This window comes from Paracoccus sp. FO-3 (assembly GCF_006386455.1).
Taxonomy (GTDB): domain Bacteria; phylum Pseudomonadota; class Alphaproteobacteria; order Rhodobacterales; family Rhodobacteraceae; genus Paracoccus; species Paracoccus versutus.
Genome location: NZ_VCBQ01000042.1, coordinates 13,397 through 25,050, shown reverse-complemented (window position 1 = coordinate 25,050; position 11,654 = coordinate 13,397). Strand labels below are relative to the sequence as shown.

Here is an 11,654-nt window from a genome sequence, read left to right as displayed (position 1 = left end):
AAGTCTTGGTCGGAGCATCATTCGCCCTGCCTGCCTGTCAAAGAAGACCGGCGCCACGGGGGCGCCGGCCGGAATTGCGCGGTGCAGCCGCCTAGAAGGTGCCGCGGATGCCGATGCCGACCATGCGCGGCGAGGTCATGCTGCCCTGGGTAAAGACCACATTCCCCCGCGCCGCTTCAAGCAGCGTCGGCGTGCGTTCGTCCAGAAGGTTGTTGACATAGCCGTAAAGCTCGACCCGGTCGTTGACACGGTAGCTGGCATTGACGTCGACCAGGGTAAAGCCGTCCACCGCATAGGCCGGGGTGTTGGCGGTGTTGGAATAATAGCCGTCGATATAGCGCAGCTGCCCGCCCAGGTTCAGCCGGTCGGTCGCATCCCAGCTGGCGCCCAGCGTCAGCATCTTGCCGGGCGCACGGGCGAATTCGTTGCCCTCGTAGGCGGGCATCTGGTCGAAGCGCTCGAACTTGGTATGCAGCAGGCCCATGCTGCCGCGCAGGGTCAGCGCATCGGTCGCGCGCCAGTCCGCGGCCAGCTCCAGCCCGTAGGCGCGGGCATCCTGCGCGTTCACGGTCTGCAGATAGGTCACGCCATTGACCAGATGCGCGATATTGTGCTGCGCATCGCTGTAATCCATGTAGAACAGGTTGCCGGTCAGCATCAGCCGCCCTTCCAGCAGTTCGGCGCGGGTGAACAGCTCGTAGTTCCAGACGGTCTCGGCGTCGAACTCGGTCCATTCCTTGGAATAGCCGAAGTCCAGCGAGATGCCGCCGGGGTTATAGCCCTTGCTGACCAGCGCGCCGACGCTCCAGTCCGGCGTCGCCTGATAGGCCAGGGTCAGCCTGGGCAGCAGCGCGTCGAAGGTGTGGTCGTAATCCACGTCGCTGTTGGCGAACAGCGGCGAGACGTCGCCCTGCCGGCGGATGTGGTCGCGCTGATAGCGCAGGCCCGCCGACAGCGTCCAACGCTCGTCCATGCGCCAGTTCACCTCGCCGTAAAGGCCCAGGTTCGACTTCTCGTCGCGGAAGGTCGAGATGCCGCCCTGGTTCAGCCATTCGTCCTGGTCGGTGAAGGCGACATAGATGCCGGCCACGCCGCTGAGCCCGTCGGCCGGCGTGCCGAAGGTCAGCTTGCTTTCGTTCGAGTAGTTGTCCTGCGCGACATTCGCGTCGCCCATGGTCGGCGTGCCGACGCGGCGCTCGACATCCGAGGTCGAATATTGCGTCCTGCTGCTCAGCACCATGCCGTTGCCGATGTCGTAATCCACGTCGAGGATCGCGGTGTCGGTGGCCTGGTCCCAGCCCGGCATCCAGGTGGCGATCGATTCCAGCTCGTCATAGGGTTCCGAGGCCCCCTCGGCGCTGGGGCGCTTCATCCGGCTGTGGCTGTAGGTCAGCTTGGCGGACAGGCCCGGCAGTTCGGCCGGCTGCCACAGCAGCTTCAGCCGCGCATTGGCGTTCAGGAAGTCCTGCCCGATCTCGTTCTGGATGAAGTTCGAGCCGACATAGTCGATGAAGGTGTCGCGGGCCGAATAGTCCAGCGAGACCCGCGCGGCCAGTTCCTCGGTGATCGGCCCCGACCACATGAAGGATGCGGCGCGCTGGTTGTAGTTGCCGCCTTCCAGCCGATACGCGCCCTCGGGGGTGAAGCTGGGATCCTTGGTGTTGACGATGATCGCGCCGGCGATGGCGTTCGCGCCCTGCGCGGTGGTCTGCGGGCCGCGGAACACCTCGACGCCGTCCACGTCCCAGGTCGAGGTCGCGCCGAAGTAAAGCTCGTTATAGCTGAGATAATGGCCGTCGAGGTTGATGGTCGCGCGCGGCACCGATCCGGCGAAGAAGGCGTTGGCGCCGGTATGCGGCCCCTGCGCGTCCTGGCCGCGGATGACCGGCGTGCTGACGTTGTCGGTATAGAGCACGTTCGGCGTGCCGGCGATGACGCCGCGGACCTCGGCCTTGCCGGGCTTTTCCTTTTCCAGCTCCTCGGCCGTCACCACGGAAACCGAACTGGGGGTCTCCATCAGGTCGCGGGTGATGGTGTCGCCGGTGATGATGACCGTCTCCAGCGTGATGGCTTCGGCGGGGGCTTCCTGCGCCTGCAGCGGCGCTGCGACCAGAAGCGTGACCAGGCTGACCCCTTGCGTCAGCCGCCTGCGATGATTCTTGGGCATGGGTTCCTCGGGCTTGTCGGCAAAAGCGCGGGCTGGCAGGGGAACCTTGCTGGCGGCATGCGTGCCACATTGCGCAATGCATTCCGCATGTCAATCACATAGCGCGCCCGCCCCTTTGCCATCGCCGCCGCGCCGCGCTAGTGTTGCGCCGCTGCCGCACGCCCGATCCGCGAGCCAGCCGCAAGCGCAGGAGAAACCGCCCATGATGGAGTTCGAGCCCTTCCTTGACGAGGATGCGAAGCTCTCGGGGCAAAAGCGGTCGGGGACGATCCAGTCGATCACCATCGCCATGCGTTTCCTCAACATCCTGGCCGGGGCGGAACGCGCCCTGCCGCTGGCCGAGATCGCGCAGCTGTCGCGCACCGGCCGCTCGACCGCGCATCGCTACATGCAGAGCCTGGTGAAAGAGGGGCTGGCGGTGCAGGATCCCGCCTCCAGCCGCTATGACCTTGGCCCGGCGGCGCTGAGCCTGGGCGTCGCCGCGCTGCGCCGGGTCGATGCGGTCGAGATCTCGGGCACGCAGATGAAGCAGCTGACCGAGAATCACGGGCTCAGCTCCGGCGTCTGCATCTGGACCGAGCGCGGCCCGACCATCGTGCGCTGGTATCGCAGCGCGCATTTCGCCATCACCGCCGTCAGCCTTGGCGACGTGCTGCCGGTGGACAACACCGCCTGCGGCCTGGTCTTCCAGGCCTTCCTGCCCCGCGCGCAGATCGAGGCCGCACGCCGCCTGCAACCGGCCAGCTTCCGCGGCACGCCGCCCGGCAAGGCGGCGATCGACCGCATTCGCGCCGAGGGCTGGGCGGAACTGACCAGCCACCTTCTGTCCAACGTCACCGGCCAGGCCGCGCCGGTCCTGGATGCGCAGGGCGAGCTGGTCTGCGTCGTGACCACGGCCGGCAACCTGGGCAAGCTGGATTCGCCCCAGGCGGGGCTGGCGCTGCGCGACGCGGCGCGGCTGATCAACCGCGCGACCGGCGGGCAAAGCACCTTCGACTGATCAGCCGCCGCCCAATTCGCCGCGCGGACGCGGGATCACCATCGGCCGCCCGGTCAGCGGATCGGGCTGCACCAGCGCATCGAGGCCAAAGACCTGCCGCATCAGCGCATCGGTGACGATCTGGTCGGGCGCGCCCTCGGCCACCACGGCGCCATCGTTCATCGCCACCAGATGCGAGGCATAGCGAAAGGCCAGGTTCAACTCGTGCAGCACCGCGACCACGGTGCGGCCCTGCGCGTTCAGCCCGGACAGAAGCTCGAGCAATTCGACCTGATGCACGATGTCCAGGAAGGTCGTCGGCTCGTCCAGCAGCAGGATGCCGGTTTCCTGCGCCAGCGCCATGGCGATCCAGACGCGCTGGCGCTGGCCGCCCGACAGCTCGGCCACCGGGCGCCCGGCCAGGGGCAGCGTGCCGGTGGTTTCCAGCGCCGCGCGCACGGCGCGCTCGTCCTCGGGCGACCATTGCTGCAGGAAGCCCTGGTGCGGAAAGCGGCCGCGGGCCACCAGCTCGGCCACGGTCAGCCCGTCCGGCGCCACGGGCGACTGCGGCAGCAGCCCCAGCCGCCGCGCCACCTCGCGCGAGGGCAGGCCCAGGATCGCCTTGCCGTCCAGCACCACCTGCCCCGCATCGGGCACCAGCAGCCGCGCCAGGGCGCGCAACAGCGTCGACTTGCCGCAGGCGTTGGGCCCGACGATGGCGGTGAACGACCCGTCCGGTATCGCCAGCGACAGGTTTTCCGACACCACCCGCGCCTGGTAGCGCAGCGTCACCGCATCGGCATGCAGGCGATGGGACATTCCCGTTCCTTCCCTTGGGCCGCCTTTTTCCGGCGGCATGTGTATTGCATTGCGGAATGCGCTCTGCAATATGGTTTCAGCCATTGCGCCGGAGCCCGGTCCGGCGATCAGCCATCCCTGCTTTTCAGACCAGCGCCCGCGACATGCTGCAGGCGGAAAGGATGCCATGGCCAGCCCGAACACGGAATCCGTCGAAGATCCTGACGACCTGCTGTCGCAGCAGGATCACATGCGCGACATGGATCGCGTCCAGCTGGAGGTGGCCGAGATCCGCCGCCCCTTTCCCTCGGTCGCGCGGGTGGTCGGCCGCATCGACGCGGCGGACCCCGCCGCCTGGCTGCCCGCGAACCTGGCCGTCCGCATCGAGGTCGAGACGCCCCAGGACCAGCGGCCGGTCTCGCGCATCTACACGGTCCGCAGCTTCGAGCCCGCCAGCGGCACGGTCGAGATCGACTTCGTGCTCCATGACGACGACAGCCCGGCGATGCGCTGGCTGAAGGCCGCCCGCGCCGGCACGCGCGCCTGGATGATCGGGCCGCGCCAGCACCTGGTCCCCGGCCACGCCCCCGGCAAGCGCGCGGCGATCTTTGCCGACGAAACCGCGATCCCCGCCGTCCACGCCATCCTGGGCGCATGGCCGCAGGGCACCCCCGGCAGCCTGTGGATCGAGACCGCCGAGCGCGGCGCATTCGAGGAACTGCCGCGCCTGCCCGGCATCGACTATTACCTGATCCGGCGGGACCGGCCCGCGGGCACCACCGGCGCACTGCTGGCCGCCGCGCGCAACGCCATCACCACGCCCAAGGGCTGGACGCTCTGGGCCGCCGGCGAGCGCCAGGAGATGCGGGATCTGCGCAGCCATTTCCGCGCCCTCGGCCTGGCCCGAGAGGACGTGCGCGTCTTCGGCTACTGGAAGCACGGCGCCAGCAGCTCCGAGATCGACCGCATCCGGCTGCGCGAATATGCCGAGATCCGCAAACGCGGGCTGCGGCTGGAAGACCTTGACGACGCCGAACTGCCGATCTGAGGAATGCCCATGCCCACACGCCTCGCCCCGCTGCTCCTTGCGCTGATCCTGCCCGCCGCGGCGCTTGCCGACGAAGGCTGGCCGCGCAGCATTCCCGACGCCCTGGGCGAGGCGAAGGTGGCAGCGCCTCCGCAGCGCATCGTCTCGACCTCGCCCAGCCTGACCGGCATCCTGCTGGCCATCGACGCGCCGCTTGCGGCCACCGCCTCGGCCATGGTCGGGCCGCTGACCGACCACAAGGGCTTCTTCACGCAATGGGCCGCCACCGCCGACCAACGCGGGGTCGAGCTGCTGTATCCGAACCTGAATTTCGACATCGAGGCGCTGATCGTGCAGGAGCCCGACCTCGTCGTCGCCTCCTCCGTCGGCGGCGACAGCATCCTGCCCTATCTCGACCAGCTGCGCGCGCAGGAGGTGCCGGTGATCGTGCTGGACTATGCCAACGACGGCTGGGAGAAACTGGCCCACAGCCTGGGCCGCGCCACCGGGCACGAGGCCGACGCCGCCCGCATGACCCAGGATTTCGCCCGCCGGGCGGCCGAGGCGAAGGCGGGGCTGTCCCTGCCGCCGGGCGATGTCAGCATCGTGTCCTACAATTTCTCGGGCACCTATTCGGTCGGCAAGCCCGAAAGCCCGCAGGCGCGGGTGCTGGCGGCGCTGGGGTTCTCGGTCGCGGGCCTTCCCGACGAGATGCGGGGCGAGGTCTCGCGCTCGGCCGATTTCGATTTCGTCTCGCATGAGAACCTGCCCGCCGCGATCACCGGCGACAGCGTCTTCCTGCTGAACGGGACCGAGCAGACGGTGCGCGAATTCAGCGCCGATCCGGTGCTGGCCAACCTGCCCGCAGTGCGCGAGGGCCGGGTCTATCCGCTGGGGCCGAACTCGTTCCGGGTGGATTATTACTCGGGCCTGCAGATCATCGAGACGGTCGCGCCCTATTTCGCCAAATGACGCCGCTCTTGCGCCCGGCGCCGGCAGGGCGGCAATACGCGGCCGGAGCGGCGGTGCTGGCGCTTCTGGCGCTGGCAAGCCTGGCCGTCGGCTCGCGCCCGGTGCCGCCCTCGCAGGTGCTTTCGGCGCTGTTCGGCTTCGACCCGGCGAACGACCTGCATCTGGTGGTGCGCGCGCTGCGGCTGCCGCGCACGCTGCTGGCGATCTTTGCCGGCGCGGCGCTGGGGCTGGCCGGGGCGGTGATGCAATCGGTGACACGCAACCCGCTGGCCGAACCGGGCCTGCTGGGGGTGAATTCGGGCGCGGCCATCGCGGTCGTCTTGGGGGCCTCGGCCTTCGGGCTGACGCAGATGGCGCAATATGTCTGGTTCGGCTTCCTGGGCGCCGGGCTGGCGGGGGTCGCGGTCTTCCTGCTGGGCCGGGCGCATGAAAGCGGCACCGACCCGGTCCGGCTGGTGCTGGCGGGGGCCGGGATCTCGGTCCTGCTGGGCGCGGCGGCGAGCCTGGTGATCCTGAACTCGGGGCTCGAGGTGCTGGACCTGTTCCGCAACTGGGGCTCGGGCGCGCTCGAGGGGCGCGGGCGGGCCGTGGCGGCGACCATGGGCGTGGCGCTGGCGCTTGGCGGCGGGCTGGCGCTGGCGCTGGCGCCGGGGCTGAACGCCATGGCGCTGGGGCATGACAGCGGCCGGGCGCTGGGGCTGCGGCCGCAGCGGTTCTGGGCGCTCGCCTGCCTGTCGGTGATGATCCTGGCCGGCGCCGCGACGGCCGCGGCCGGGCCGATCGGCTTTGTCGGGCTGGTCGCGCCGCATCTGGCGCGCGCCGTCACCGGGCCGGACAACCGCCGGGTGCTGCCGCTTTCGGCGCTGTTCGCGGCCTCGGTCCTCTTGGGCGCGGACATCATCGGCCGCGTCGTCGCGCCGCCGGCCGAGGTCGCGGCCGGCATCGTCGCGGCGATCCTGGGCGGGCCGTTCTTCGTCCATGTCGTGCGCCGCTTCCGGCTGGCGCGGCTATGATCCTGCCCGAGACCCGCGTCCTGCGACTGGGCCGCGCCTCGCTGCTGTGGCGGCCGCGCGCGCTGGCGGTCTGCCTGGCGCTGCTGCTGCTGTGCCTGGTCCTGGCGCTGCTGCTTCTGGGCACCGGCACGGTGCGGCTGTCGCCGGCGCAGGTGGTCGAGGGGCTGGCCGGCACCTCGGGCGAGACCACGGTGACGCGGGTGCTGCGCGGCATCCGCCTGCCGCGGGTGCTGACGGCGGCGCTGGTCGGCGCCTCGCTGGGCATGGCCGGGGCGGTGTTCCAGTCGCTGTCGCGCAATGCGCTGGGTTCGCCCGACGTGATCGGCTTCACCACCGGGGCGGCGACCGGGGCCATCGTGCAGATCGTCCTGTTCAACGCCGGCACCTTCCAGGTCGCCTCGGCGGCGGTGGTCTCGGGCCTGGCGACGGCGGTGGTGGTGCTGGCGCTGGCGCGACGCCGGGGGACCGAGGGCGGCTATCGCCTGATCCTGGTCGGCATCGGCGTGGGCGCGGTGCTGACCGGGGTCAACAACATGCTGATGGTGATGGGCAACCTCGACCGCGCCATGTCGGCGCAGATCTGGCTGGCCGGATCGCTGAACGCGCGCAGCTGGTCGCATGTCTGGCCGGCCCTGGCGGGGCTGGCGCTGTTCGCGCCGCTGCTGGTGCTGAACGCGCGCCGCCTGGCCGTCCTTGAGCTGGGCGAGGGCATGGCGGCCCAGCTGGGCCTGAACATCGCCCGCACCCGCGTGCTGCTGGTCATCGCCGCCGTCGGGCTGACCGCTGTGGCCACCGCCAGCGCCGGCCCCATCGCCTTCATCGCGCTGGCCGGGCCGCAGATCGCCCGCCGCCTGACCCGCGCGCCCGGGGTGCCGCTGCTTTCCGGCGCATGGACCGGCGCGGCGCTGCTGCTGGCGGCGGACCTGATCTCGCAGCGCGCGCCGCTTGGCCTGCTCTTGCCCATCGGCAGCATGACCGGATTGTGCGGCGGGCTCTACCTGGTCTGGCTGCTGGGACAGGGTGGCGCGGGGGCCGGCAAGCGGTGAACCTTTGTCCGGCCATCCGCAGAAACAGGGGATCTCCTCATGCACGAGGCGCGGGCAACGCGCGCGGCCGTTGCAGCAAGGCTTGACCCTTTCTCGATGATGGACAAGCCTGTGGCGGGCGCCCTGCGCGCCGTTCGATACCGGGAATTTCATGCAAGTTGCTGTTTCCATGGCCGAGTGCCGGCAGACCCTGCTGTCCTTTGGCTGGCTGGCGCAAAAGCCGGGCGCGTTCCAGTCCGCCCTTCTCGACGAGGCGAGGCTGCGCCATTACGAGGCCGGCCAGTATACCCATCACATCGGCGACGGCCTGGGCGGATTCTACGGGATCGTCCGGGGCAGCTTTGCCGGGCTGGGCCCAACCCCGGATGCCGGCATCGCCATGGGGCATATCTTCCGGCGCGGCGACTGGGTGGGGGAAGGGCCGATGGTCTCTCGCCAGCCGCGGACCCTGTCCTTTCGCGCCATGGAGCCTGCCGCGGTGCTTTACGTCTCGCTTGCGGCCGTGGACAGGATTTGCCGGCGCCTGCCCGAGGCGGCGCTGCATTTCGGCTCTCTTTCGGAATACAACCTCGACATAGCGGTCCGCTGCATGGCCGACTTGCTGATCCGGCGGGCGGATCGCCGGACGGCGGCGGTGCTTTTGCGCGTGGCCGGCACGGGCCCCTGCGAGGACGCGCCCGAGACCTGCCGGCTGACGCAGAACGACCTGGCCGAAATGGCCAACGCCTCGCGCCATATCGTGAACGAGACGCTGAAGAAGCTGGAGGCCCTCGGCTGCATCGAGGTCGGCTATGGCCGGATAACCGTGCTGAGGCCACAGGGCCTGCGCGCCTATGTCACCGGGACCGAGGGCTGATACCCCGGCCATCCGCTCTCGGCCGGGCCTTCTCAGGCCCTGTCCTTTCAGGCCACGTCGCGCATTCGCCCGCGCTCCAGGCCCTCGGTGCCGGAAAGGGCGTCCTTGGCCATCTCGGGCGTCACCCGGCCTTCGGCGCGGCCCGCAGCGATCTGGCGCAGCCTTCCCTTGATGGTCTTGATGTCGGTGGGCAGGTCGTCGTGGATAAGCTGCAGCACGACCCATCCGATGGTAAAGGCGATCATGTCGGGATTCCGGGTATGGCGAAGGTTTTTGCTCATAATCGCGCCTGTGCAAATCTGGTGGGGACAAGGGGCGCCCGTGGGCGCCGTCTCCGGGTATAAGCGGACGGCGGATGGCCGGAATGTTGAGAATTCGACATTTCGGAAAATATGCGGCCGCCGCCCTGCCCGGTTCCTGCCCGGCTCCTGCCCCGGCCGCGGGCGATGCGGCCCGCGGAAGCCCGTCCAAACATTGGGGAAAACGGCGCGGCTCATGCAACTGCATGTTGAAAAGGCCGAACGCTCGGGCCATGGTGGTCCCATCTTCCTGCTCCCGGCGATCCTGCGAGGCGTCCATGACCGGCAAGGCCAATCCCGACCTGATAGATTCGCTGGACCGGATCGCGCGGGAGGGGACGGGGCTGTTGGGCGCGGCCGGGGTCGCGCGGGCGGGCGCGCTGCCAGCATGGTTCCTTGGCCCCAAGGCCGAGAACGAGGCGGTGCTGCGCGAACTGGTCGGGATGGCGATTTCCGGCCATGTCGCCGCCCGGCGGGACTATGCGCCGCAGGATCCCCGGCTTGGGCCGGACCGCGTCTTCGAAAGCGACGCCTATCGCGCCACGGTCGAGCGCATGCGCGCCTGTCTTGCCGAGATGATCGGCAAGCTGGCCGGGTCCACGCCGCTTTCCAGCTATCGCAACCAGTCGCACATGTATTGGGACATCACCCTGCCGGGGGTTGCGGGCTATATCGCGGCGCTGCTCTTCAACCAGAACAATGTCGCGGCCGAGGCCTCGCCCGTCACCACCTTGCTCGAGATCACCGTCGGGCGCGAGTTGTGCCGGATGGCCGGCTTTGACGATGCGCAGCGCCCGCCCTGGGGCCATGTCACCTGCGACGGCAGCGTGGCCAATGCCGAGGCGATCTGGGCGGCGCGCAACCTGAAATACCTGCCCTTCGCGGCGGCGGAGGCGCTGCGCGAAGTGCCGGCCCTGGCCGCGGCCCGCGGGCTGGAGGTGCGGACCGGACAGGGGCAGGCCCGGCTGCTGGAGCTGGACGCCTGGGGGCTGATGAACCTGCCGGTGCGGACGGTGCTGGACCTGACCGGCGATCTTGCCCGGTCGGCCGGGGTCGAGCCCGAGGCGGCGGTCGCCGCGCTGGCAGGCCGCACCGTGCAGGATCTGGGCCTGGCCGAGATGCACCGCCGCCATGCCCCCGACCTGCCGGTGCCTCTGATCCTTGCCCCGGCGACGGCGCATTATTCCTGGCCCAAGGGCGCGGCGCTGCTGGGCCTGGGGCGCGCCGCGCTGCGCAGCGTGCCGGTGGACGACAACGGCCGCATGGAGATCGGCGCGCTGGAGCGGATGCTGGCGGAATGCCTGGACCAGCGCCGGCCGGTCATGCTGGCGGTCGCCGTGCTGGGCACCACCGAGGAGGGCGCGGTCGATCCGCTGGACCGCATCGTCTCCCTGCGCGAGGCGTTCGGCGGCCGCGGCCTGGGCTTTGCGCTGCATGCCGACGCCGCCTGGGGCGGCTATTTCATGTCCATGCTGCGCCAGCCGCCGCTGGGCAGTTCGGACCCCAACCACATGCTGGACATCGACGACGACGACGCGCCGCCCGGCATGCACCTGAACCCGCGGGTCGAGGCGCGCCTCGAGGCGGCGCGGCATTGCGAGACGCTGACCGTGGACCCGCACAAGGCGGGGTTCATCCCCTACCCCGCCGGCGCGCTTTGCTATCGCGACGGCGCGATGCGCGATCTGGTCAGCTTTGCCGCGCCGGTGGTCTTTCACGACGGCGTGGTGCCGACGGTCGGCATCTATGGCATCGAGGGCTCGAAGCCCGGCGCCGCGGCGGCCTCGGTCTGGCTGTCGCATCGGGTGATCCCGCCCGACCAGTCGGGCTATGGCCGGTTGCTGGCGAAATGCATCTTTGCCAGCCGCCGCTTCTATGCCGCGCTGCGGGCCGGGTTCCCGGCCGACGGGCCGGTCGCCGTCACCCCCTTCCAGCGCCTGCCGGCCGAGCGCCGCGGCCTCGACCCCCAGGCCGTGGCCGAGCAGGAGCGGCGGCTGCACGACGAGATCGCCTGCCTCGACAACGATGCGCTGGTCGACCGGCTGCTGGCCGATCCGACGCTGATGGCGTTGTTTCGCAGCATCGGCTCGGACACCAGCATCGTGCCCTATGCCTTCAACTTCCGCAGCGAGCGCGGGCTCAACACGGACCTGGGGCTGATGAACCGGCTCAACGACGCCATCTTCCGCGCGCTGAGCCTGGAAGAGGCGCCCGTTTCGGGACCGCCGCCGAAGCCGATGTTCGTCACCGCCTCGGAATTCGATCCCGCCGTCTATGGCGAGGGGTTCGTCGCGCGCTTCGCCCGGCGGGCCGGGGTCGAGCCGCAGCCGGGCATGGGCGTGCGCTTCCTGATCTCGACCCAGCAGAACCCGTTCCTGACCGCGACCGAGGACGGGGATTTCATTCCGCGGCTGATCGCGATCCTGCGCGAAACCGCCACCGAGGCTGCCGGGGAAATCTGCCGGGCCGCCGGATTGCGTCTGAAGAAAGGATGAAG

10 protein-coding genes are annotated in these 11,654 nt (G+C 69.9%); 7 read left to right on the top strand and 3 right to left on the bottom strand.

Annotated features, from left to right (window positions below; genetic code table 11):
• Positions 1–91: 91 nt before the first annotated feature.
• On the bottom strand, positions 92–2,167 hold the full coding sequence (locus FE811_RS13285) for a TonB-dependent receptor (protein ID WP_116222687.1): 2,076 nt from the start codon (positions 2,165–2,167) through the stop codon (positions 92–94).
• 202 nt (positions 2,168–2,369) lie between these two features.
• Between FE811_RS13285 and FE811_RS13280 the strand changes: the two genes are divergently transcribed.
• Entirely contained in the window at positions 2,370–3,167 is a 798-nt protein-coding gene (locus FE811_RS13280) for an IclR family transcriptional regulator (RefSeq protein ID WP_072462555.1), read from the top strand.
• Here FE811_RS13280 and FE811_RS13275 read toward each other — a convergent pair whose 3' ends face one another.
• Positions 3,168–3,965 (bottom strand): ABC transporter ATP-binding protein, encoded by a 798-nt coding sequence (locus FE811_RS13275; RefSeq protein ID WP_036755081.1) that lies wholly within the window; start codon positions 3,963–3,965, stop codon positions 3,168–3,170. It abuts the gene before it with no gap.
• Between the two features lie 166 nt (positions 3,966–4,131).
• On the opposite strand from FE811_RS13275, the gene FE811_RS13270 reads away from it, so the two are divergent.
• The 5 genes from FE811_RS13270 (at position 4,132) to FE811_RS13250 (ending at position 8,858) form a co-directional block, all read left to right on the top strand.
• Positions 4,132–4,992 carry a siderophore-interacting protein gene (locus tag FE811_RS13270; protein ID WP_181180867.1) on the top strand — a complete coding sequence of 287 codons (861 nt, stop codon included), beginning with the start codon at positions 4,132–4,134 and terminating at the stop codon, positions 4,990–4,992.
• 9 nt (positions 4,993–5,001) lie between these two features.
• A complete protein-coding gene (fepB, locus tag FE811_RS13265) occupies positions 5,002–5,943 on the top strand; it encodes a Fe2+-enterobactin ABC transporter substrate-binding protein (RefSeq protein WP_116222856.1) in 942 nt (313 codons plus the stop codon).
• Positions 5,944–5,996: 53 nt separating this feature from the next.
• Positions 5,997–6,956, top strand: coding sequence for an iron ABC transporter permease (locus FE811_RS13260; protein WP_255469731.1), 960 nt, complete (start codon positions 5,997–5,999; stop codon positions 6,954–6,956).
• On the top strand, positions 6,953–8,002 hold the full coding sequence (locus FE811_RS13255; RefSeq protein WP_072462550.1) for an iron chelate uptake ABC transporter family permease subunit: 1,050 nt from the start codon (positions 6,953–6,955) through the stop codon (positions 8,000–8,002). The genes FE811_RS13260 and FE811_RS13255 overlap by 4 nt, the downstream gene beginning before the upstream one ends.
• Positions 8,003–8,153: 151 nt before the next feature.
• Positions 8,154–8,858 carry a Crp/Fnr family transcriptional regulator gene (locus tag FE811_RS13250; protein WP_083539140.1) on the top strand — a complete coding sequence of 235 codons (705 nt, stop codon included), beginning with the start codon at positions 8,154–8,156 and terminating at the stop codon, positions 8,856–8,858.
• A 47-nt stretch (positions 8,859–8,905) separates the two neighbouring features.
• Here FE811_RS13250 and FE811_RS13245 read toward each other — a convergent pair whose 3' ends face one another.
• Positions 8,906–9,139, bottom strand: coding sequence for a hypothetical protein (locus FE811_RS13245; protein WP_116222684.1), 234 nt, complete (start codon positions 9,137–9,139; stop codon positions 8,906–8,908).
• A 296-nt stretch (positions 9,140–9,435) separates the two neighbouring features.
• Between FE811_RS13245 and FE811_RS13240 the strand changes: the two genes are divergently transcribed.
• Positions 9,436–11,652, top strand: coding sequence for a pyridoxal-dependent decarboxylase (locus tag FE811_RS13240; RefSeq protein WP_116222683.1), 2,217 nt, complete (start codon positions 9,436–9,438; stop codon positions 11,650–11,652).
• Positions 11,653–11,654: the final 2 nt, after the last annotated feature.